The 21,189-nt window shown below is 38.2% G+C and carries 27 protein-coding genes; 22 read left to right on the top strand and 5 right to left on the bottom strand.

What is annotated here, in order from left to right:
• Positions 1–85 precede the first annotated feature (85 nt).
• Entirely contained in the window at positions 86–658 is a 573-nt protein-coding gene (locus V7654_RS15440; RefSeq protein ID WP_335431445.1) for an MEDS domain-containing protein, read from the top strand.
• A 56-nt stretch (positions 659–714) separates the two neighbouring features.
• Here the strand turns inward: V7654_RS15440 and V7654_RS15445 are convergent, their stop codons facing one another.
• On the bottom strand, positions 715–1,689 hold the full coding sequence (locus V7654_RS15445; protein ID WP_335431446.1) for a LacI family DNA-binding transcriptional regulator: 975 nt from the start codon (positions 1,687–1,689) through the stop codon (positions 715–717).
• 94 nt (positions 1,690–1,783) lie between these two features.
• Between V7654_RS15445 and V7654_RS15450 the strand changes: the two genes are divergently transcribed.
• The 8 genes from V7654_RS15450 (at position 1,784) to V7654_RS15485 (ending at position 6,148) form a co-directional block, all read left to right on the top strand.
• A complete protein-coding gene (locus V7654_RS15450; RefSeq protein ID WP_335431447.1) occupies positions 1,784–1,921 on the top strand; it encodes a hypothetical protein in 138 nt (45 codons plus the stop codon).
• Positions 1,893–2,120, top strand: coding sequence for a hypothetical protein (locus V7654_RS15455; RefSeq protein ID WP_335431449.1), 228 nt, complete (start codon positions 1,893–1,895; stop codon positions 2,118–2,120). The genes V7654_RS15450 and V7654_RS15455 overlap by 29 nt, the downstream gene beginning before the upstream one ends.
• A 70-nt stretch (positions 2,121–2,190) precedes the next feature.
• Positions 2,191–2,634, top strand: a complete 444-nt coding sequence (locus V7654_RS15460; protein ID WP_335431450.1) for an aminotransferase yhxA — start codon at positions 2,191–2,193, stop codon at positions 2,632–2,634.
• 15 nt (positions 2,635–2,649) lie between these two features.
• Positions 2,650–3,048 carry a DUF350 domain-containing protein gene (locus V7654_RS15465; protein ID WP_335431452.1) on the top strand — a complete coding sequence of 133 codons (399 nt, stop codon included), beginning with the start codon at positions 2,650–2,652 and terminating at the stop codon, positions 3,046–3,048.
• A gap of 18 nt (positions 3,049–3,066) precedes the next feature.
• A complete protein-coding gene (locus tag V7654_RS15470) occupies positions 3,067–3,531 on the top strand; it encodes an RNA helicase (protein WP_335431454.1) in 465 nt (154 codons plus the stop codon).
• An 11-nt stretch (positions 3,532–3,542) separates the two neighbouring features.
• Positions 3,543–4,778: a glutathionylspermidine synthase family protein gene (locus V7654_RS15475; protein WP_335431456.1), complete on the top strand. Its 1,236-nt coding sequence runs from the start codon at positions 3,543–3,545 to the stop codon at positions 4,776–4,778.
• A gap of 12 nt (positions 4,779–4,790) precedes the next feature.
• Positions 4,791–5,819 (top strand): potassium channel family protein, encoded by a 1,029-nt coding sequence (locus tag V7654_RS15480; RefSeq protein ID WP_335431457.1) that lies wholly within the window; start codon positions 4,791–4,793, stop codon positions 5,817–5,819.
• Positions 5,820–5,947: 128 nt separating this feature from the next.
• A complete protein-coding gene (locus tag V7654_RS15485; RefSeq protein WP_023614065.1) occupies positions 5,948–6,148 on the top strand; it encodes a cold-shock protein in 201 nt (66 codons plus the stop codon).
• A 98-nt stretch (positions 6,149–6,246) separates the two neighbouring features.
• Here V7654_RS15485 and V7654_RS15490 read toward each other — a convergent pair whose 3' ends face one another.
• Positions 6,247–6,768, bottom strand: a complete 522-nt coding sequence (locus V7654_RS15490; protein WP_335431458.1) for a MerR family transcriptional regulator — start codon at positions 6,766–6,768, stop codon at positions 6,247–6,249.
• A 305-nt stretch (positions 6,769–7,073) separates the two neighbouring features.
• On the opposite strand from V7654_RS15490, the gene V7654_RS15495 reads away from it, so the two are divergent.
• From V7654_RS15495 to V7654_RS15525, 7 genes are all read left to right on the top strand, one after another.
• On the top strand, positions 7,074–7,661 hold the full coding sequence (locus V7654_RS15495) for a YdcF family protein (protein ID WP_438825314.1): 588 nt from the start codon (positions 7,074–7,076) through the stop codon (positions 7,659–7,661).
• A gap of 98 nt (positions 7,662–7,759) precedes the next feature.
• Positions 7,760–8,443, top strand: coding sequence for a hypothetical protein (locus V7654_RS15500; protein WP_335431461.1), 684 nt, complete (start codon positions 7,760–7,762; stop codon positions 8,441–8,443).
• Position 8,444: 1 nt separating this feature from the next.
• Positions 8,445–9,191 (top strand): hypothetical protein, encoded by a 747-nt coding sequence (locus V7654_RS15505; protein WP_335431462.1) that lies wholly within the window; start codon positions 8,445–8,447, stop codon positions 9,189–9,191.
• Between the two features lie 163 nt (positions 9,192–9,354).
• Entirely contained in the window at positions 9,355–9,582 is a 228-nt protein-coding gene (locus V7654_RS15510; RefSeq protein ID WP_335431464.1) for a hypothetical protein, read from the top strand.
• A gap of 1 nt (position 9,583) precedes the next feature.
• Complete coding sequence (locus V7654_RS15515; protein WP_335431465.1) at positions 9,584–9,934, top strand: VOC family protein; 351 nt, start codon at positions 9,584–9,586, stop codon at positions 9,932–9,934.
• Between the two features lie 83 nt (positions 9,935–10,017).
• A complete protein-coding gene (locus V7654_RS15520) occupies positions 10,018–10,935 on the top strand; it encodes a DUF1002 domain-containing protein (RefSeq protein ID WP_335431466.1) in 918 nt (305 codons plus the stop codon).
• A gap of 161 nt (positions 10,936–11,096) precedes the next feature.
• Positions 11,097–11,594, top strand: coding sequence for a GNAT family N-acetyltransferase (locus V7654_RS15525; RefSeq protein ID WP_335431468.1), 498 nt, complete (start codon positions 11,097–11,099; stop codon positions 11,592–11,594).
• A 39-nt stretch (positions 11,595–11,633) separates the two neighbouring features.
• Here V7654_RS15525 and V7654_RS15530 read toward each other — a convergent pair whose 3' ends face one another.
• Positions 11,634–12,194 carry a GNAT family N-acetyltransferase gene (locus tag V7654_RS15530; RefSeq protein ID WP_335431470.1) on the bottom strand — a complete coding sequence of 187 codons (561 nt, stop codon included), beginning with the start codon at positions 12,192–12,194 and terminating at the stop codon, positions 11,634–11,636.
• A 504-nt stretch (positions 12,195–12,698) separates the two neighbouring features.
• Here V7654_RS15530 and V7654_RS15535 point away from each other — a divergent pair.
• Both V7654_RS15535 and V7654_RS15540 read left to right on the top strand, forming a co-directional pair.
• Positions 12,699–13,172: a GNAT family N-acetyltransferase gene (locus V7654_RS15535; protein WP_335431471.1), complete on the top strand. Its 474-nt coding sequence runs from the start codon at positions 12,699–12,701 to the stop codon at positions 13,170–13,172.
• Positions 13,173–13,333: 161 nt separating this feature from the next.
• A complete protein-coding gene (locus tag V7654_RS15540) occupies positions 13,334–13,846 on the top strand; it encodes a hypothetical protein (protein WP_335431472.1) in 513 nt (170 codons plus the stop codon).
• Between the two features lie 47 nt (positions 13,847–13,893).
• On the opposite strand, the gene V7654_RS15545 is transcribed toward V7654_RS15540, so the two are convergent.
• Entirely contained in the window at positions 13,894–15,996 is a 2,103-nt protein-coding gene (locus tag V7654_RS15545) for a peptidoglycan D,D-transpeptidase FtsI family protein (protein ID WP_335431473.1), read from the bottom strand.
• Between the two features lie 115 nt (positions 15,997–16,111).
• Positions 16,112–16,993 carry a VanW family protein gene (locus V7654_RS15550; protein ID WP_335431567.1) on the bottom strand — a complete coding sequence of 294 codons (882 nt, stop codon included), beginning with the start codon at positions 16,991–16,993 and terminating at the stop codon, positions 16,112–16,114.
• A gap of 400 nt (positions 16,994–17,393) precedes the next feature.
• Between V7654_RS15550 and V7654_RS15555 the strand changes: the two genes are divergently transcribed.
• The 4 genes from V7654_RS15555 to V7654_RS15570 are packed head-to-tail and all read left to right on the top strand — an operon-like array spanning position 17,394 to position 21,146.
• Positions 17,394–17,774, top strand: coding sequence for a GntR family transcriptional regulator (locus V7654_RS15555; protein WP_335431475.1), 381 nt, complete (start codon positions 17,394–17,396; stop codon positions 17,772–17,774).
• The gene (locus V7654_RS15560) at positions 17,775–18,674 is read left to right on the top strand and encodes an ABC transporter ATP-binding protein (protein WP_335431477.1); all 900 of its coding nucleotides are present in this window, start codon (positions 17,775–17,777) and stop codon (positions 18,672–18,674) included.
• Positions 18,649–20,604, top strand: a complete 1,956-nt coding sequence (locus V7654_RS15565; RefSeq protein WP_335431479.1) for a DUF6449 domain-containing protein — start codon at positions 18,649–18,651, stop codon at positions 20,602–20,604. Before V7654_RS15560 ends, V7654_RS15565 begins: the two co-directional genes overlap by 26 nt.
• Positions 20,605–20,624: 20 nt before the next feature.
• Positions 20,625–21,146, top strand: a complete 522-nt coding sequence (locus V7654_RS15570; protein ID WP_335431480.1) for an RNA polymerase sigma factor — start codon at positions 20,625–20,627, stop codon at positions 21,144–21,146.
• Positions 21,147–21,189 lie beyond the last annotated feature (43 nt).

Below are 21,189 nucleotides of genomic sequence, written 5' to 3' on the forward strand. Positions count from 1 at the left end.
GTGTATCCATGATACAATTAAGGTTAACATTTAATACGCGAATTCATTGTTTGTTTTCCTTGGATTCAAAAGGAGACTGATAACAATGCAAAAAGAGATTCAGAGCTTAATCAATGAAGTTAACACGACCGGTGCACAAATATTTTATTATTTTCACGATCAGGATCGCTATATTAATAATGTGATGGCATACGTCACGTCTTCACTGGAGTTAGGGAATCACGTAATGATCATTGAGAATGATCGGTTCATGCCAATCATTCAGGGAAAAATCAATGAACAGTTTAATGAAGATCAAATAGACATGATCCACACAATTAATAATTATGACTTCTATTGCTACCGCGGTAACTTTCATAATGAAACGATATTAAAATATTTAAAAAATATGATTGCACCTTACCAGGAAAAGAAACTACCCATCAAGACCTGGGCACATGTAGAATGGAGAGATCAAAAAGAGATTTTCCAAACACTTGGAGAGTATGAGCAAGAGGCAGATCAAATGCTTCAGGATACTGATTTCACAACACTCTGCGCTTATGATGCAAACCGAGTCCCACAGACCTTAAAGGATATCTTAATTGATTGCCATGACTACTATATGACGGATGATTCCATTAGTATAATAAATAGAAACAAAGTTAAAGCAGAATAACGATCATTATAAATTTAGAGCATCTGATGCAGATGCTCTTTTCTTACGAAGTCCTACTAAACCGATTTCCGTTCTATCAAATGAAACGGGAGCACTATTTTATCAGCGAAATCTATATGTTTGGTTTTTTTTATAAATGCATTAAAAGCAGAAATACCTAACTGCTTAGCAGGAATTTCAATCGTTGTGATATTCAAGATTTCCGAGACTGGATGGTTATCAAAACTTAATACCGCAATGTCATCTGGAACCCTAAGGCCTATTCTATCTGCTTCAGATATTAATCCCGCAGCCACCTGATCATTCCCAACGAGGAAAGCAGTGGGTTTTTCATCCCACTCTGTATACTTCGTAATCACTTTATTCCCATCCTCTATCCTCAAACACTGACCCAGAATCCAATCACTACGAAGCATCTCACCTATTTGCTTAAGTTTATGTTTATATGCAGCTATTCGTTTCTGGCTGTTTGTTCCTTCTAATCGGCCGAGACATATGGCCATTTTCCGATGCCCTTTTGAAACCAGGTAATCCAAGCCAAGATTAAAGGCTTTTACATGTTCTATCGACACGGAAGGGAATTCCTGCTGGTCTGCATCCTCACATAAAATGATTGGCCCAATGTCTTTATATTGTAATAGAAAATCAAACGGAATGGCACGTGAGCAAAAAATGACCCCATCAATCAGTCCACCACGCAATTGTTCTAATGCATCCAACTCTTTATCACGCTTATAATCCGTTTGAAAAAGCACCAGCTGGATGTTATGCTTCTTTGCTTCTACGGCAATTCCTTCTAGAAGCCCGGAAAAATAAGGGTGGTTGATCGTAGGCAACACGATCCCGACCATATTTGTTTTTCCTTGAGATAAATGTACAGCATTCAAGTTGCGGCTATAACCCATTTCCTCAATTGTTTTCAAGACAACTTCTCTCTTTGCTGGACTTACATACGGATGGTTATTAAGCACCCTGGAGACCGTCGTAACTGAAACTCCTGCAATTCGTGCAATTTCTCGGATATTAGCCATTTTCCAAAACCTCACTCAATTTATAAATTGCTTGACCTGAAACGCGTTTCACAGATTAAAGTTGCTCTTAAGTAACTAAAAGGAGTGATTTTCCATGCTTTCGGGTTTAACAATGCTTGCTGGTTTATGTTTATTAGAGATTATTTTAGCAGAGATCGCCTTAGGAAATAGCAAAATCGAAGAATTTAATTTCCACGAATTTTATGATTTTCATCGAGCAGGAAAAAAATAAGGAACAGGCGGAAGAACGCTGCTGTATTACTGGCAGCGTTTTTTCAATAGCAACCATCGTGAAAAGAAATTCCCCATATAGGCTAACCCGAAATTTTATTGTGTCTTATCTCGAAGGCATGTTTCTTATCAAAATAAAATCAAAAAAAGGAAAAGTTAAAAGGGAGCAGAATATTATTGAAGGTGGGCAGGGTAAGTAATTAATAATAGTTGAAACTTTTCCCTGCTGCTTCCGTAAATACTAAAGTCAAATCGAAAGAGGTGAAAAAAATGAGCAAAACGAAGAAGGTTATGGCTGGGATATCTGCTACTGCATTAATGATGGGACTCGCAGGCTGTAACAACAATCAGCAAGTCGCACCAGATCGTGATTGGGAGCCTGACGATTCATCATCAGATGAACAGGACTGGAGCACGGGTGATAGCCAGGATATCCCCCCTGTCCCCGAGGGCACAAACTGTTCTGACTGGGAGTGGGATACAGAGGATGGTGTTTGGGAATGTGATGATTCAAGATCAACGTATTTTGGACATTACTTTTTTGGCGGGATGTTTTTTGCCAACCGTTCCTTGCTATATAAAAGCAATGATTACATGAATTATAAAAATAGTTCAACCTTTAAAGGCGCAAGACTTGACAGCAAAAATAAAAATACTTCGCCAAGTGGAAGCTCTGGATTCGGAAGCGGATCAAGAAGCACGACTGGCGGTTAAAAGGAGAGGCTTAACATGAATCTGTATTTAAATTTTGCGGCCTATTTAGGCTTAGGATTGCTTTTATTGTCAGCTGGGGTAGGCTTGTTCGTGCTTGCCACTCCAAAAATCAAGGAATTTGCGTTAATCGGCCAGAGAAATGTTACTGCAGCGTTATCACTCGGCGGAAAAATGCTAGGACTTGCAATAGTATTAGGTGCAGCAGCAGAGTATTCTATTTCCCTGAAAGATATGGCAATCTGGGGCTCCATTGGGATTTTCACTCAAATCATTGTCTTCTTCGTTGCTGAATTATTGACTGTCCGGTACAGTCTTCAAAAAGCGATTGAGGAAGATAACCGTTCAGTAGGTGTGATCCTGTTCTCTTTATCCCTGGCAGTAGGCTGGATTGTTGCAAAAAGCCTCTCTTACTAGAAAGTAGGATCAATAACTATGAAAAAACTGACTTATTTTATCCATGATGGAACTGGAAATTATGACCCATTTTATGAATACTCTGCAACGAATGTCGGGATTGATGAGTTATATGCCCGCCAGCTTTGCACGTATTTTATATTAAAAGGCAGCCAGTATGAGCTCATTTCCAATGAAATGGATGGGGATGAAGACATACTTGTCCTGGAGGAAAGAGGAAGGAATAATGCGGTCGTAGATGAAAAAGCGTACCGTGGACATGGGATTCATGTAGAGTTCCGGTTGTACAAGGAAAGTGAGAATTATCGACTGCTAGCGGCCGTACCCTGCAAAACACATCTCGACGTAATCAGATATCTCCTAAAGGATGTTACAGATATTCCTGGTTATGGCCAAATGGCGGTTACCTCTACAGAAATCGATGAGGATCGGGGTGTATATGTGCTTTATGTAAAAGACCTCAATGTAACAAGCGCGGAATAGGAGGGTCTTCCATGGATAGCTATAAAAAAGAACGCAGCCATTTTTATCATGAAATAAAAAATTTCTGGCCTGATTTGTATGGAGAAGAATACGCTCTTTATGATATTTCAACCATTGACGAGCCTGATCTCCGAGAGATCAGGCTATGCACACACAGAGTAGGCAGGATTTATTTCAAAGCATCTGAACTGTTAAGAAACGTTGATGATGAAACATTGATAGATATGGGGTTTCCAGCAGAAACGCTTGCTTTCATCAGGCTTAAAACCATTCCATTTGAAAGCGTGATTGCCAGGCTCGACCTGGTAAAGAACGGTAATTCTTATAAATGCATTGAAATTAATTCAGATACTCCCACATTTATTAAAGAGTTGTTTTACGTAAACGGTCTTGTTGCGAAAGAATTCAATCTGGATGATCCCAATGCTGGGATGGCGGAGCACTTAGGAAAGGCTGTCCGAACGAGCATCGCAGAATCAGCAAAATGGCTACAAGAGGTGGAGCCTTATGTGGTTTTCACAGCCCATGAGGACAATATTGAAGATAAAAACACCGTATTATACCTTCAGGAATTATATAGTCTTCCTGCAAAATTCATTCCTCTACATAAATTGATAATCGAACCTGGAAAAGGTCTTTATGATGAAAAAGGAAGGAAAATAGATATCGTTTATCGCCAAACCTTCCCAATCGAAAGTTTAATAGTCGATGAAGACAGTTCGGGGAATAAAATTGGACAATGGCTGCTTCAGCTTGTTCTTGGAAAGAAGCTAGCAATCATTAATCCGCCTTCTGCATTTCTGCTTCAAAACAAAGCAGTCCAGGCCGTAATTTGGGGACTGCATGAAAATAATGATGATTTTTTCACGGAAGAAGAACATACCTGGATTCAGGAATATTTTCTGCCAACTTTTTTAGAGGCGAATCCCTTCATTAATAAACAGACTTCATATGTTAAAAAGCCGATTTTCGGAAGGGAAGGAGACACAGTCCAAATATTTGGTCCCGGTGGAAATGTGTTGGCTGAAGAACAACAAAAAACTTATTCAGAAGTTCCATCTATTTATCAAAAATACGTTGAACTCCCTCGAACCAATTATCAAAGCGAAAAAGGAAGGAAAATTGGCCATCAGCTTATAGGAAGCTTCTTAATAAATGGAAAGCCATCTGCAATTGGTTTTCGAGTTGGCGGTGAGATTACCAACAACCTCTCATGCTATTTGCCGGCAGGGCTGACCAAAGGGTAAGGAGGATCACAGATGTGGATTCTGCAAAAGTTTTTTTCTAAATTAATGAAAATCAGCCTATGGAAAGTTATCTTGATGACAGCCTTGGTGATATTGTTAAGCAGCCTGGTCATTAAAACGCTCGAACCTGAAACCTTCCCAAGGTTCATGGATGCCTTATGGTGGACAATGACAACCGTTGTCACCGTGGGTTATGGGGATTTTTCACCGAGCAGCGATTTAGGCAGGATTTTTACAATGCTGCTCCTTTATACCATTGGCATTGGAGCAATGGGCGTCATTATTGGGAAAATTTTCGAAAGCTTAACCCTATATAAAAAAATGAAGGAGGAAGGGAAGTTGGCTTATAAAGGAAATGGGCATTATATTCTCATTGGGTCCTCACGGGATAAATTGAAAAATGTCGTCGATGAAATACTTAGTGCTAACAAAAAGTGCGATATTGTAATCGTTGACCATAGCAATGAATCACCTGTACAGCACGATCGTGTCCATTTTGTAAGCGGAAATCCAGCCGAGGAAGAAGTGTTGATGCAGGCTAATATTCTTGAATCGAAATCCGTAGCGGTCTTTACGGACGATCGTATTGATTTGCCTGAATACGCAGATGGCAAAACACTTTTAATTGCCTCAAGAGTTGAACATATTTCTAAGCACTATCATAAAAATTTATATACCATTGCTGAAATCATGAAGGAAAAACATATCGCACTATTTGAACATGCAAATGTTGATGAATTTATCTTATCCAACGAATCCGTTTCTAAGCTGATGGCACATGCTGCGATCTTCCCTGGGTCAAGCAGGCTTTTTAAACAATTACTCAGCAATACAGAGGGGGAAAACCTGTACGAAATCGTTAAAAGACCTCATTGGAATACGTATAAAGAAGCCGCTATGGAACTCTTTGATTTAGGAGCCACACTCATTTCAGATGGCCATGCTCTTGATGTAGCAAGGAAGCATAACGAACAAATTCCGGATGGGACAAAAATGTTTGTTATTTGTGATGAAGAAACGTATATAAAAATAAGCAGGTAGGCATTTGTTCTTATTTTTATTTAAATTGTAAAAAATATTTCTTATTAAGTTTAAAATACATTTATACGGATATAATAATCACGCAAGGTTAAATTGCAATTTTTTTAAAAGGCTAGGAGGCAACAATTGTGGAACGTGGTAAGGTAAAATGGTTTAACAGTGAAAAAGGTTTTGGTTTCATTGAGCGTGAAGGCGGCGAGGATGTATTCGTACATTTCTCAGCTATCCAGGGCGAAGGCTACAAATCTTTAGATGAAGGTCAAGAAGTTACTTTTGAAGTTGAACAAGGTCAGCGTGGCCCACAGGCGACAAACGTACAGAAAGCCTAACTAAGGATCCCTAAAACAGACTCACATTGCTGAGTCTGTTTTTTTGTTGTCAAAAATCTTTATCAGAAAAAAAAGAACACATCATGTATGTGTCCCAACTATAATCCAAAAAAGGAACTTATAAAACTCCGCTTTTTTAATTTTCTAAAAGAGGATACTGGAGAAAATAACGCTTTATTTTCCTCCTTGGCCGGTTCTTCAAGATGTGCTGCCGCCTGCTGCATGCCATCGATTATCTCGTTTAATCTAGCGATCTCAGACTGCAGATCTTCAATTTCCCGTCTATGCTGCAGAATCTGATAGGAAACTACATCATCTGCTTTTCCGTTTAATTTGTTCTCCAGGTAATCCATCCTCTGCAAAAGCTGTTCAACTCTAGCATCACTTTGGGGTGCTGCTACTGTCGCTATCCGTGGCTTTTTTCCTTTCAACTTTAAATCCTGCAACAATACTCCATTGTTCAGCTGCTCCTGAATATCCTTTAGTACCTCAATGCTTTCCTCTGAGAATTGATAATGCCCTAATTCAGTCCGTTCCATCTGAAGGTTCGCCTGCTTTACCCACCGTTGAATGGTACTCGGTGAAACTCCAAGCATCTTTGCCACTGCGCTAGTATTCATCCTGATCCCTCCTTGTTAATAAAAGGTTTCGCTGCTGATTTCTTTTATCCTGTACAGGTGACAAAACTAGTTTTTATTCGGCAAAGAAAGTGCATATATAACAGGATTTTCTCGCCAACTTCTGAACCCCAATTTAATAATGTACATGAAATTATAAAATAGATAATTGGGTAATTTATCTAATTCTGTACATTATCAGACCACGTTAACGGATCTTTTTTGTCTTTAGAAAAATTTTAAACGAAAATTGCGAAACTTTTTCTGGCAAAGGATGGTAATATTGTTATAACGGAGAAGAGGGTGAGATAAACATGAAATTTCAAATGTTATTTAGCAAGCCAGTAATCATTACAGTCATTTGCGGACTTATATATGTTGGATTTTTACACATTAACATAGTTCACCATGGAAATATGGCGGCGCCTAAGAACGCAGATTATATTATTGTGCTTGGTGCCCGTGTGAAGGGTACGGTTCCGTCATTGGCACTTCAGGAAAGGATCGACAGTGCTGCAGAGTATTTGAAAGAGAATAAAAACACCATTGCCATTGCATCTGGGGGCAAAGGACCTGGTGAAGACATCTCTGAGGCCGAATCAATAAAAAAAGAATTAGTTGCTCATGGCATCGATGAATCCAGAATCATATTAGAGGATCAGTCAACCGACACATACGAAAATATCGGTTTTTCAAAAAAGCTCATCCCTGAACATGCGAAGTCAGGAGTGTTAGTGACAAATGATTTCCACATTTTCAGAGCTAAAATGATTGCTGTTAATGAAGGTCTTGATTTAGGCGGTCTTCCTGCTAAAACTCCAATACAGGCCTTATTAAAATCATACATCCGTGAATACTTAGCCTTAACAAAATATTATCTAAAGACCTTAATATAGAGAACACAACCATATAGATTCATGATAATACTGCCATATACAAGTATGAATAGATTCCAACTAAACGAGGTGAATTGATAAATGCTATAGCCGTCATCATGAATTTTATAACCTGGCTGGCCCTTCTCATCATGATTTGGACAGTTTATAAAAAGCAGCAAATAAAGCCGGAAATCTGGAAAATGCTCATAGTGGTTTTTGTAGGTTTATTCTCATTTTCTATTAATATCTCAGTTATGGAGCAGCAGGTGAAATTAGCCATCCTGCCGCTTGGTGTCTGGATAATATATTGGATTTACTCAAGAAGGAACGAGGGCAGGAGCTGGAATAGGTACCGTCAATATGCCTGGATTGGATTTATTGCGAATTACTTTTTTCTCCTCATGAGTTTATTGATTATTTTTATCCATGGATGGATCTACCCGAAAGATGAAATTTCCACTTATATTTCTGATTTACATGATTCCTCGATTATTAAGATACACCCTACCGGCCAAAACGTTAGCCTGGATCAGGGAGCACTGCTTTCACAGTTAAAAGAAGCAACCAGGAAACCTGTCTATAGCGAGAAATGGTATTATGAAACATATGTTAACGTAGAAAATAAAACCAAAACGGACGAACGATTCCCCTATCAGCTTACTGGTGTCAGACCTAAACAGGGAAGCGGAATCTCTTTCATGATTTTTATAGAACAGAATGGTAAAGGAATCTTAATTTCCCATGGCCAAGAACAATTATATTTCCGTCTTGATGCCCCCATATTAAAGGAGGCGAGGTAGGATGTATCATAAGAAGAAGCTTATTCTCATATCATTTTTTGTTTTGATTTTTTTGGCAGGCTGTTTAGGATACTGGTTTTACCTGTCACCTCCTGGAAAATTTCCAAACAAGCAAAAGGCTATTGATGCAATGATGAATACCTTTCCTGAAGCAGATATAAAAGAGATACAGGACGTCATATTTCTTGACACAAAACATGTTTATGTACCATTTATCACTAATGATGAGGGATATGGATCTAGTTTTTGGCAATGGAAGCAGCATGAATGGCAATTTGTAAGTATCGATACAGGATCCACTCCGAGAATATGGACAATGGAACCTGAGAATCCTGCGTCGACTTATATCATCTGGAATTTTCACCCCGATAATCAATTGAAAAACCTAACATTCTACTTAATGAAAGAAAGAGGTTATTCTTTTTCAGACGGAAAACAAAGCTACCAGCCGGAAGTGGAAATGAACTTCAATACTAATTTAGAAGATAAACCATCCTATGGAAGTATTATGATACCAAACGCATGGCAAGATTATATCTTAGCAGAACGCCGTCTAATGGAAAGTCAAAGTACAGAACCACTTTTTATAGACTGGTTCCAGCCTCCTCAACACTACTTTGGCTGGCACTCGAAGTCTAAGAATGGTTCTGAGGATTATCCGCCGTATCCTAAAAATAATAACGGGTTCGGTACGGGGGATAATTCAATAGAGTTTATGAGATATGTAGATAAGGAAGATTTATATTGAAACTAAAGAGGTAAGTGAATATAAATGGGCAAAAGTTTTAAGCATCCATTTTCACAAGATTGAGCAGATACAGGCACCATTCTAGGAGACCTCTTATTTTTGCTGAAACCTTTAAGCGTTAAAATTCGTATTATTCAATGAAAAGAAAAGAAGGTGGGGAATCATGGATAATTGGCTATTTGTATTTATCGCGAACATATTAGGCGGAATCATTGTATTTTATTCACTAAGTTTCCTTTTTTCAGGTTTGAATATTGACTCATCATTTTTTATCGGTATTTTTCTTTTTATCCAATTAAGTTTTATTACTACTCTACTATACAATCTAATGCATAAGGTCAATAAACTTGAAAAATCTCAATCTGAACATGAAAATAAGTGGGGGGCATAGCATGAATCCGATCTTAAATGAAGTAGGAACCATTTTCATTCCAGTCAGCGACATTGAAAAGGCACGGGATTGGTATTGTGATATACTAGGTTTTCCGAATGATAGAGAAATATTATTTGGTCATCTATATGTTCTGCCAATGAAGGGTACAGGCATAGTATTAGACAGCAAGATTTATTCAGCACAAACTATTTTTCGTACCCCGGCATTTCATTTAAACGCAGCTGATATTCAAGAGGCATATGAATATTTAAGTGCCAAACAAGTCGATTTGGCTACAGCAATTGAACATGAACATTGGTTTAATTTCAGAGACCCCGATGGCAACCACATAATGGTATGCAAATGCTGAATACTACCTGCAGATTCTTTTATTAACAAAAGTGTATGTTATTAAGCAAAGATCTAGATTTCATATTAAAAGGAGATTCATAAATGTTATTAAAACGATTAATAAAACTAACTGCCATTGTGAGCTTATTTTCACTTGCATTGGGATTTTCCATGCCGGCCTTCGCTTCCAGCGATAGTGATGAAGATAGCATCAATGAAAAATACGGCCTTCCGATCGTTGTTTATGGAGAAGCTTTATCAGAAAAGCAAAAAGGTGAGGTACGTGAATTACTGGGTGTTAAAGATCCAACAAAGGTTAAAGAAATTACTGTTACCGGTAAGGACCTAGTTACTTATATAAAAGGTGATGAACATTCCAATATGTATTCTTCTGCAAAAATCACAAGGAAGGATACAGGCGAGGGCTTGGTCATCAACCAGGTAACCCCTGAAAACATAACGGAAGTAACAGATGAAATGTATGCGAATGCATTATTGACAGCGGGTATCCAGGATGCAGTCGTAGATGTCGCTTCACCAGTAAAGGTTAGCGGACATTCAGCATTAGTAGGTATTTACAAGGCCTATGATGAAGGAGACGGAACAGCGTTAAATAAAGATCGTACTGAGGTAGCGAATGAAGAGTTAAACCTTGCGACCGATTTAGCGAAAAAGGAAGGTCTTGATCAGGATAAAGTCAGTGAGCTCCTGACAGAGATCAAAAAAGAAATCGCTGCACAAAATCCGGCAACCAAGGAAGAAATCGAGAAAATCATCGATGAAAAATTAAAGACACTGGAAATCCAGCTCAGCCCTGAAGATAGGCAGCTGCTTGTAGACCTGTTCAATAAAATGCGTGACCTGAACATCAACTTTGATAACGTTCAGTCCCAATTAGAGGATTTATCGAATGATATTCAAAAGCGGATCGAGGAAACAGTTGGAGATAAAGGATTCCTGCAATCAGTATCTAGTTTCTTTAAGGAGTTATTTGAGAGCATTAAAAATATTTTTTCATAGGCTCTAGGCATCTCAGTTGCTATTGCAACACTATAATCCGCGTAATGTCGCAATTATAAAACAGGGGACTAATCCTCTGTTTTTTATTTTTCTATATTCAGCTTTCATTTATAATGTAAGAATTAGAACATTAAGATAATTTTAATGGGGGAGTTTAATTAATGAGAATTCGGCAAGCGGAAGAAAAAGATGCTGAGAATTTCGCCAGACTCATACGGGATGTAGAAAATACATCTGAGTATATGCTTTATGGACCAGGGGAGAGAACCTTTAATCCTGATAGCAAGAAAAAAATGATCACAGCTTTTATAGCTGAGAATAATTCCGCGATATTTGTCGCGGAAAAAGAAGAAGAACTTCAGGGCTTTTTAATTGCCAAGGGAGGAAGTGCACAAAGGAATTTACACACCGCATATCTCGTGATTGGTATCCTTGAAAACCAAAGAGGCACCGGAATTGGCACGAAGCTTTTTGAAGAACTATTTAACTGGGCAAAAGAACATAACCTTCACAGGCTGGAACTTACGGTTATGAGCCATAACGAAGCTGGAAAGAGATTATATACGAAAATGGGTTTTGAAGTTGAGGGTACGAAGAGGCATTCCCTTATAGTAGATGGAAAATATATCGATGAGTATTATATGTCAAAGCTTTTATAGAGACATAGAAAACCAGCACGGAAAAACGTGCTGGTTTTCTTATGGTTGATGGGCTTCCCATTCTTCTCTTAAAAGTCCCATTTTAACTGAATCATAATATTTACCATTATAAAGTCGACATTTTCGGATACGGCCTTCTTCTACCATCCCAAGTTTTTTCCCGACTGTTATCATTCTTGCATTTCCCGACCATGTCGTAAATCCGATCCTCGGAATAGGAAATGTAGTAAACAGGTGCTCGATCCACACACGCAAAGCATCCGTTCCATATCCACCATTCCAATACTCGGGGAGATAAATTACGATACCGATCTCGAGCCATTGCGAGGTTTCATGCTCCCAATAATAAGTTACCATGCCAATGATATCGTCATCGACTTTAATCAGATATTTACGGTCATACCCTTGATGGATCAGATTTGTCATCTGCTCTTTAAATTTATCAAGTTCAATTCTTTTAAGAGGGTAGTAAGGAGCATCCCATTTTTTCCATTCTGGATGTTCGTCCTTGTGTATAAGTCCCCACCATACTTCCAAATCCTCTTCAGTAAGCTTGCACAAATAAACTAATTCACCAGGCAAAACGTCCGGACTTTGCATTTTCCAGGACCTCCTTAAAGGTTTTGAGCCTAGAATCTTATGCATAATTAATTCTCTTTAACTCTAGTATTTCCTGCAAGTTATCAAAAATACCCGTAAAACATAAATATACAAAAAAAAGACGCTCTATTCAGCGTCTTTTAGTTCATTGCTTCGTCATCTATAAATGCTTCTTCGTTAATAGCGAAAAAATTAAGTCCAGCGGCGATTGCGAAAGCTCCTCCGAGTAATACAAATGTAGTTATCATTATGTAATCGCTCCTGTCAAAAATTAATTTTGTTTAGTTATTTCTATTGTTCCCAGATTAGAAATCTATTAAACCACTTATTACAAAAAAATGACAAAATAAATTAATTAAACAGCTTTTAGTAATAAAGGAGAATTTTCAAACTACTATTTAAAGGATTTAGGTTCAGACAATAGAATTTTAAAAGTATCATTTTAATATCCAAACAAACTAAAATTTCTTAAGAAAATACATTTTTAACATGGAGGAAAAAATCATGCAACATTTAAAAAGCCAAAAAATCGACCGCGAATTAGCTTTAGAAATATTAAATTGGAAATATGAGAAACCGTATGAACTGTATAACAATGAAGTCAATGAAGAGTCACTAAATGAACTGCTGGCGAATCCTTATACGGCAGTATTAGATGAAAAAGAATATTTAACAGGTTTTTATTGTTACGGTGTATCCTCACAGGTGCCTGCCGGGCGACTTGCAGGTGCATATAAGCTGCCTGCCTTAGATGTTGGTATTGGAATGAACCCGGAGCTGACCGGAAAAGGGAACGGAAAACTCTTTTTTACGTTTGTTTTGCGCGAACTCCATAAATTATTTCCTGATATGAATAAGCGGCTTACTGTAGCGGCTTTTAACGAAAGGGCTATAAAATTGTACGAAAATATAGGTTTCATTAAAGAAGGAGAATTCCAAAGTGGTGCAAACGCGTTCATAACTATGGTAAAGAATTAAAAAAGTAATGCGTTATAGCAAGTGGGGACTTTTTTTCAAAAAGCTTAACAAATTATTTGAAAATGTTAAATACTCCCTATATAATGAAAAAGCTGTGTGAAATTCCAAGTTGTTTTGGAAACACATTAAGCAATATATATAGAATGAAGGGGAGAACAAAGATGAAAAAGTTTTGGATTTTACTTTCAGCGATCACATTCGCAATCGGTTTGACAGCATGCTCAGCAGAAAAGGAAAAGGAAGCTGAACCTGAAAAGAAGGAAACAGAAGAGGCTGCTAAGCCAGAAGCAAATCCTAAGAGTGCAATGTACAAATTCTATATGAGTGTCGTAAATGCAATTAACGAGGCTGACGCTGACCTAAGTGCATACGAAGGAGAAGAAGACCCTAAAGCTCAAGCAGAATTAAAAGCAGCAGCAAGCGCGTCTGCAGCAGCAGTTGCTTCAAATGTTGAAGGTTTGGAAGTACCAGCTGAATTGAAGGATCAAAAAGCAGATCTTGAAGCTGCAATTAAGGATATTGCGGCATCTTACAATGCAAAAGCGGAAGAGCTGAAGAAAGATGCTCCAAACATGGAAGCTGCTGATGCGACATTCGCCCAAGGTGAAGAAAAACTTGGCGCTGCATTTGAAAGCGTAGGAATGAATAAGCCTGTATTGTCAAAAGAACTGTAATTTAACTTTGCAAAAAAAGCTGTGCCATTTTTATGGCACAGCTTTTTTTATTCTGGTATTTCTTCTATATCTTTTTCCTTAATTATACTTGCTGAATTCGAATTCTTCATATTAAAATACGTATCCAGAACCGCTCTCCCAATCTTCAGATTTGCCCGATGATCTACTGCTCCCTGATATGCCCATGGAACCATGACCGCCATAGCGATTTCGGGATTTTCCGAAGGGGCATAGCCGACAAGGCTTAAATTCATCGTTTGGACAAGAGGTTCATTTTTCTTGCGCAAAGGACCGTCATAAAACGCTTCAGCAGTTCCTGTTTTTCCTGCAGGAGAGTAGGGGGCGTTACCAAAAAATCGATATGCGGTACCACCTGGTTCCTGCATCACTTTCTCAAATCCTGTATGGACACGGTTGAACCATTCTTTCTCCATACCCACTTCATTAAGGACTACAGGGGGATATGCCATAAAAACAGGTCCAAGCTGGCTGCTATTGCTTGCTGGTTCGCGAATTTCTTTCACAATTCTTGGCTGCATCCGCAAGCCGCCGTTGGCAATGGTAGAAATATATTGGGCAAGCTGCATATTGGAATACGTATCATACTGTCCAATTACAAGGTCCAGCACTTTTCCAATAGGATAATTCACTCCCTTGGCACCGGTTTGTTCATTTGGGAGATCAATCCCAGTACGGATCCCAAGGCCAAATGAAGCGAATGAGTTACGGATTGTATCCCAAACCTCTGGCTCAAGATTCAGAGGTTTTTTATATTGGTATACTCCCTTGCCGATTCTGATGGCTGTGTGGAACATATATACGTTGGAGGACTTTTTCAGCGCATCAACATCATTCAGAACACCTAAATAATTATAGGATTTCTTAATTGGTGTACCTGCAATTTCAAGAGCCCCATCATCAAATCTGGTCGTTGAATTTATTGCTCCGGTTTTGTATCCGGTCAGTACGGTTGCTCCTTTAACAACAGAACCCACGTTAAAAGTGTTAAGTATATTTCCTAAGGCATCATCTTCAAGATACATTTCTCCGGTTTCCTGATCTTTAACAATTCTTTTACCCGCCATGGTCAAAATTTCTCCAGTGTGCGGATCCATTAATACAACATAAGCTCTGTCTAATAAACTAGTTCCTGGCGAACTTTTTGCCGCCCATAATTCTTTCTCGATTACTTTCTCTACAGCAATCTGGAGATTGATATCCAAGCTTAATATTAAATCTTTGCCTCTCTGTCCTCTTGATACAAGCTCCTTTTCCAACAGTTCGCCTGCCTTGTCAGTCACGTTGATCACTTTTTCTTTTTTGCCCTGCAGGACATCCTCATATTCGAGCTCCAAATAGCTTTTTCCTACTCGGTCATTGCGAGTATAGCCCCTTGACATGTAATAGTCGATTCTATCAGCTGGAAGTCCCTCAATAGTGGTGGTAACTCTGCCGAGGACTGGTTTAAAGGTATCATTATATTTATACTCCCTGTCCCAATCTGTGGTAGCATTCACTCCCGGAAGCATATCAAGGTTTTCATTTACTGCTGCAAATTCCTCGCGGGTTACATTTTCATTTTTGATAACCTGGGGCGTGAATTTATATCCACTGTTCATGATCCTGAAAATAGCTAATTCCTCAAGATCCTCGTAAGTTAGTTCAGCTAAATGTTTCTCTCCAATTCTATCAAGCTGTAAGTTATATAGGTCTTTGTTTTTAAGTTTTTTATCTTTAAATAAATCCATTTCTTTCTTTGTAATCAGTTTGTGAGCTGCTTCAGGATTTTTAATAATCCAAAAATCTTTTTTCTCGCGTTCTCTGATTTTATCCGTCTTCTGGTTGATAAGCTTAGCAAGATTCTTTGCCACCATGAGCATATCTGTTTGTGATGCACCCTCATTTGTATAAGTAATCGCATTAATGGGCTTGTTGTCTACGATCACTTTAAGATTTCTATCAATCATTTTGCCGCGTGGAACCGGATTATTGACAGTCACATCTTCTTTACGGTCTATTTCTCGCTTATAATCTTCTCCATGTACGATCTGAACAATCCCCAGTCTAAGAATTAAGAGCGAAAAAAGTACAAATACTGAAAAGAATAATATATTTACCCGGAGCGGGGTAAGATTTTTCTTTTTTGGCAAGCATCTCACATCCTATGAAAATATTTCGTTACCATCCATTACCAATAGTCTATATAAAATTTCCATAAGTTGTAAAGAAAAAGGAATCCTATTCCAGAAGGATTCCAGTGTATTTCTAATAAGCTTCTTCAGGGATTGATATTAGGCTGCTTGTACTAGGTACTTTTCGTTTTTCAATATTAATTTCTTCCGACGAATAAATCATTACTACCATTTTTCCATGGTAGGACTTTGCTCGTATCAAAATAGGTTGATTGTATCTGTTTTTAAAGGTAAAGTCTGGACCATACCAGCTTACGGTTGCATCACGTCCTGGCGGGACATATGGTACTTGCTTAGAATGCGAATATCGCTCAAGGATTTTCATGCCTGATCGATCAGCTGCATTATACAAGGTTGAGGAAACCTGGCAAATGCCTCCGCCAATTCCTTCGGAAAGTTCTCCTCGAACTATGATCGGTGCAGGCTGGTATCCCCTTGATGCTGTCCTCTTGCCGACCACTTTATTAAAAGAAAATGTTTCCCCTGGAAAAACAACATGGTTGTTTATGGCTTCAGATGCCAAAGCAATATTATGAGATCGCTCCATATTTCCGCTGTTAAAATAAGTTATGTAATGCCCAATTAGTCTAGTACGGATATTGGCGATTATTTCACTGTCAACTTTGGGATGTACCGGCAGTGTTGGAACAAGAATCTTTGATGTTCGAGTATCGAAAAAACTGTAAGTGAATTGTTCTTTAAACTTTCTTTGATTTAAAATGTATCCAACCTCTTCCGGAATGATTCTCCCGTAATCATCCAGACCTGCATTGACGGGCTGCTTTGTGACTTGCCTTGCGAGCTGATTATTTAACGTTTCTAGCATTGTGTTATTTAATATCGGATATCCGAACCAAGGTATAGAGAAATCGGATCGGTGCACTTCCGCTACAGGTTCCCCATCCCAATAAATAGAGATTTTATCATCATTTTTAATATTACTTGTGGTAAACATCAAGCCAAGAATCAGTAAAAATTTCAACGTTTTCACCTCCCAATTTATTATGCATTAGCTGATTGTTTTTAATGTGTTTAAACAATGGTGGTTTTTTATGGAAAAATCGAAGGAGATAGAAATAGTTTGGCGAAAGGTGGAGTGCTTTTTATGTGCTGTGAAGTGATGATGAAGGCTAATGTTTGTGATCGTTGTTCCTAAAGCCCTTTTAGGAGCACTTTTTTTGCCGACCGAACCCCAACATGAAACCCTGCTTTTTATATATAAACACCAATCAGCATATTCTTAATTTTTCTTAAGAAATTATTAAGAAAATACCATCTTTCTTTTTGGAATAGATTGGCATATAATTAAACTGTATTAACAATAATAGTACACTTAGTACAGATTGGGGGTCATTATGTTTGAGCTTGACCTGAGAAGCCGTAAACCGATATACGAGCAGCTTGTTGACAAAATGAAAGAGCTGATCATAAATGAAGTGCTCAAACCTGATGAACAATTGCCATCCGTCCGCCAGCTGGCTCAACAGCTGACGATTAATCCGAATACAATACAAAAGGCGTACAGGGAACTGGAGTTACAAGGGTTTATTTATTCACAAAAAGGCAAAGGGAGCTTTGTGAATCCTATAGACCTTGGAAGGGACGCCGATAAAATGATGCAAGTGAAGCTGGAACTGGAAAAGCTCTTGCTGGAAGCTTTATACCTTGGGGTCCCAGCAGATGAGCTTCATGCTTTAATTAACGAATTAGACGCTTCAAAAGGGGGAGGCGAGTAAATGATTCAAATGATAAATGTTAATAAAACTTTTGAAAAACATTCAGCTGTAAAAGATGTCAATTTAACGGTTGAGAAAGGGTCCATCTATGGACTGATTGGTTCTAATGGTGCAGGGAAGACGACCATTATCAAATTGCTGGCTGGGATTTATAAACAGGATTCCGGAGAGGTTTTACTTGATGGAAAAGAAATTTATGAAAATGAAGCATTGAAAGAAAAAATCTTATATATCTCCGACCAGCCATACTTTTTTCCGCAATATACTGTCAAACAAATGGCCCAGTTTTATAAAAGCATTTATCCATCCTGGAATGAAAATCGCTTCAATAAATTGGCAGAAGTGTTCGAGTTTAGCATGACAAAGAAAATCCAAACCTTTTCAAAAGGAATACAGCGTCAGGCTGCATTTTGGCTTGCATTGTCGACGATGCCAGATATCTTGATCCTAGATGAACCTATGGATGGACTTGATCCAGTAGCAAGGAAAAAAGTGAAGAACCTGCTGATTCAGGAAGTTGCAGACAGAGAGATGACAATTCTGATTTCATCCCATAATTTGAGGGAAATAGAGGATATTTGTGATCATATCGGGATTTTACATAATGGTACTCTCTTGCTTGAAAAGGATCTAGATGATCTTAAATCGGACATTCATAAGGTCCAAATCGCTTATAAAGGGGAAACGCCTGTGCAGCTCCAGGAAAATTTACGGATGCTGCATTGCGATAAAAGGGGAAGCGTTATTTTATGCATCATAAGAGGGCAGGAAGAAGAAATTGAAACAGTAATCCGTAATACTCAGCCAGTCATCTTTGATATGCTCCCATTGACATTAGAGGAAATATTCATTTATGAAATGGGGGATATTGGTTATGCCATCAAGAACATCGTTGTTTAATAAAGAAATGATTCTTCAGGTAAGCAGAAGTGTAGGATGGATATCAGTGATCTATTTCCTCGGACTGTTTTTCGCCTTACCTCTCAAGATCATGATGGAATACACCGAAGATCATCATCGATATTTGTCTCCGGTAAGAAGCTTATTCAATTTTGAATTCGGCATTCAATTAATTATGTTTTTGTCAGTTCCCGTAATCCTTGCCGTATTTCTTTACAGGTTCCTGCATGTAAAGCAGGCAGCCGACTTAATGCACAGCCTGCCGCTAAAACGCGAGAAAATTTATCACTTTTATACCTTGATGGGATTGGCCTTTTTGCTCGCTCCCGTCTTACTAATTGCTTTTTTAACGATAATTGTACACAGTCTTTATGACTTAAATATTTATTTCCAGCTCTCAGATATAGTCATCTGGGCGGGAACCGTGGCACTATTTAACGCCATTTTCTATATGGCTGGAGTATTCGTAGCAATGGTTACAGGGATTTCTGCAGTCCAGGGTGTCTTAACTTATATTCTGCTTCTTTTCCCTGCAGGATTTTCACTCTTAGTAGTCTACAACCTGGGAATGATGCTTTATGGCTTCCCAAGTGATTACATCCAAACAAGAAATATTGAGAATTTGACACCCATCACACATCTAGTAAGGATGGAATCACAAAACCTTTCTGTGAAAGCGATTTTGCTTTATACGGTCATTTTAATATTTTTATATATACTCTCCCTATTTATCTATAAAAAAAGGAAAATTGAATCAGCTACTGAAGCAATCTCCTTTAAAAGTTTAAAGGTAATCTTTAAATATGGAGTTGCGTTTTGTTCAATGCTCCTTGGCGGAATGTATTTCGAAGCGATGCAAAATCAGTTCGGCTGGATGTTGTTCGGATATGCTTTAGGTGGCACGATAGGATACTTCGCTGCTGAAATGGTGTTACAGAAATCATGGAGGGTTTTTGGCAGCATTCGAGGACTCGCCATTTTCGCAGCTGTCATGGTGGCTTTCATCCTGATCATCCAATCGCTGGCACCGTATGAAAAACGCATTCCTGACTTAAATGAAATAAAGAATGTAACACTTTCTAACGCTGTTTATTACTACTCTGACGAGGAATTTGTCCCTAAACCATTAAAACAAGAAGTGAACATACAAGCAGTCAGGGACCTTCATGCTGAAATTATAAAAAATGAAAAGATTAACGAAGTTGATATGGCATCAAGCGAGGTTGTTCTGTTTAACTATAAGTTGAAAAATGGAAGAAAGGTTATTCGTCAATACAGCATTGACAGACTGGATTTCGAAGACAAGCTAAGGAAAATCAATGAATCCCTTGAATATAAGCACGCAACGGATCCGATTTTCAAGATTCATAGTAATGAAGTCCAATCAATCAGAATCATGGATAGCAGCCAAGATAGCAGCTTAAATATAACAGATCCTGATGATTTAAAAGAAGCTCTGGAAATATTGATAAAGGAAGTCGAGAACGATCCTTATGAACCTGATTTTTACATGCGCGGGAATCGCTCAACTTTAGAAATAAAAATTGGCTACAACGACTATATACACACTGATCTAAAACAATCCTATTCGTATTTTATAGATTGGCTTAAGAAAAAAGACATGCTTGATCAGGCTTGGGTCACTGCTGATGATCTGGACTATATCGTTGTCACCAATGAAGTCATCCAGCAAGAGGAGCTGAAGGAATACCCTGAGCCAGAAATTTTAGAAAAAATTATATCCAATAATCATGCATTTAAAATAACCGAACACGATCAGCTCCAGGCTGCCATAGAAAATGCTGGTTACGGCTGGTTAAATGAAGAACCATATACAGCAGTCTTTGTATACAAAAACGGGAATTATAAAGAAATTCGCAGCTTTAACGAAAAATACGTTCCTGACTTTATTAGGGAGCACTTTAAGTAGCAAGGCAAGGGGGATGAAAAATGGCTTACATTGACTTTGACGAGCTGTATAGAAAACATCAGAAAAAGCTCCGTCATATCGCTTTCAGTATAACAAAAGACAGTCACCTTGCTGAGGATGTCGTGCAGGAGACTTTTATTAAAGCTTTTAAAAAAATTGAAACGATTGAAGAAACAAATAAAATTGGCGCCTGGCTTGCTGCAATTGCCGGTCGTACTGCCATTGATTATTTACGGGCTGAAAAGAGAAGAAAGTGGCTCCCTTCAGACCAATCCTTGATGGAGCAAATCTTCAGTGACCAGGATATCAATCCTTCAATCGAAAAAGAAGTAGAAATCATTCTTTTTAAGGAAGATATTCAACATCTGCTTTACAAGCTGACAAATGAATATCAAGAGGTGTTAGTCTTACGAGTTCAATATGGCTTAAAAGAGGAAGAGATTGCATCCAAATTGAACTTAAAATCAGGAACAGTAAAAACAAGACTTCATCGTGCAAGGAAACAGCTGAAAAAGGTCATGACAGAAAAATATCCTGCCTAATTATTTAGGCGATTTCTAAAGAAATCGCCTATTTTTTTCTTTA

The organism is Bacillus sp. JJ1609 (assembly GCF_036967045.1).
Taxonomy (GTDB): Bacteria; Bacillota; Bacilli; order Bacillales; family Cytobacillaceae; genus Mesobacillus.

What these genes read in the sequence shown, in the direction of transcription:
- V7654_RS15440 (WP_335431445.1), top strand. Translation starts at nt 86, where the DNA reads ATGCAAAAAGAGATTCAGAGCTTAATCAATGAAGTTAACACGACCGGT.
- V7654_RS15445 (WP_335431446.1), bottom strand. Translation starts at nt 1,689, where the DNA reads ATGGCTAATATCCGAGAAATTGCACGAATTGCAGGAGTTTCAGTTACG.
- V7654_RS15450 (WP_335431447.1), top strand. Translation starts at nt 1,784, where the DNA reads ATGCTTTCGGGTTTAACAATGCTTGCTGGTTTATGTTTATTAGAGATT.
- V7654_RS15455 (WP_335431449.1), top strand. Translation starts at nt 1,893, where the DNA reads ATGATTTTCATCGAGCAGGAAAAAAATAAGGAACAGGCGGAAGAACGC.
- V7654_RS15460 (WP_335431450.1), top strand. Translation starts at nt 2,191, where the DNA reads ATGAGCAAAACGAAGAAGGTTATGGCTGGGATATCTGCTACTGCATTA.
- V7654_RS15465 (WP_335431452.1), top strand. Translation starts at nt 2,650, where the DNA reads ATGAATCTGTATTTAAATTTTGCGGCCTATTTAGGCTTAGGATTGCTT.
- V7654_RS15470 (WP_335431454.1), top strand. Translation starts at nt 3,067, where the DNA reads ATGAAAAAACTGACTTATTTTATCCATGATGGAACTGGAAATTATGAC.
- V7654_RS15475 (WP_335431456.1), top strand. Translation starts at nt 3,543, where the DNA reads ATGGATAGCTATAAAAAAGAACGCAGCCATTTTTATCATGAAATAAAA.
- V7654_RS15480 (WP_335431457.1), top strand. Translation starts at nt 4,791, where the DNA reads ATGTGGATTCTGCAAAAGTTTTTTTCTAAATTAATGAAAATCAGCCTA.
- V7654_RS15490 (WP_335431458.1), bottom strand. Translation starts at nt 6,768, where the DNA reads ATGAATACTAGCGCAGTGGCAAAGATGCTTGGAGTTTCACCGAGTACC.
- V7654_RS15500 (WP_335431461.1), top strand. Translation starts at nt 7,760, where the DNA reads ATGAATTTTATAACCTGGCTGGCCCTTCTCATCATGATTTGGACAGTT.
- V7654_RS15505 (WP_335431462.1), top strand. Translation starts at nt 8,445, where the DNA reads ATGTATCATAAGAAGAAGCTTATTCTCATATCATTTTTTGTTTTGATT.
- V7654_RS15510 (WP_335431464.1), top strand. Translation starts at nt 9,355, where the DNA reads ATGGATAATTGGCTATTTGTATTTATCGCGAACATATTAGGCGGAATC.
- V7654_RS15515 (WP_335431465.1), top strand. Translation starts at nt 9,584, where the DNA reads ATGAATCCGATCTTAAATGAAGTAGGAACCATTTTCATTCCAGTCAGC.
- V7654_RS15520 (WP_335431466.1), top strand. Translation starts at nt 10,018, where the DNA reads ATGTTATTAAAACGATTAATAAAACTAACTGCCATTGTGAGCTTATTT.
- V7654_RS15525 (WP_335431468.1), top strand. Translation starts at nt 11,097, where the DNA reads ATGAGAATTCGGCAAGCGGAAGAAAAAGATGCTGAGAATTTCGCCAGA.
- V7654_RS15530 (WP_335431470.1), bottom strand. Translation starts at nt 12,194, where the DNA reads ATGCAAAGTCCGGACGTTTTGCCTGGTGAATTAGTTTATTTGTGCAAG.
- V7654_RS15535 (WP_335431471.1), top strand. Translation starts at nt 12,699, where the DNA reads ATGCAACATTTAAAAAGCCAAAAAATCGACCGCGAATTAGCTTTAGAA.
- V7654_RS15540 (WP_335431472.1), top strand. Translation starts at nt 13,334, where the DNA reads ATGAAAAAGTTTTGGATTTTACTTTCAGCGATCACATTCGCAATCGGT.
- V7654_RS15550 (WP_335431567.1), bottom strand. Translation starts at nt 16,993, where the DNA reads ATGTTTACCACAAGTAATATTAAAAATGATGATAAAATCTCTATTTAT.
- V7654_RS15555 (WP_335431475.1), top strand. Translation starts at nt 17,394, where the DNA reads ATGTTTGAGCTTGACCTGAGAAGCCGTAAACCGATATACGAGCAGCTT.
- V7654_RS15560 (WP_335431477.1), top strand. Translation starts at nt 17,775, where the DNA reads ATGATTCAAATGATAAATGTTAATAAAACTTTTGAAAAACATTCAGCT.
- V7654_RS15565 (WP_335431479.1), top strand. Translation starts at nt 18,649, where the DNA reads ATGCCATCAAGAACATCGTTGTTTAATAAAGAAATGATTCTTCAGGTA.
- V7654_RS15570 (WP_335431480.1), top strand. Translation starts at nt 20,625, where the DNA reads ATGGCTTACATTGACTTTGACGAGCTGTATAGAAAACATCAGAAAAAG.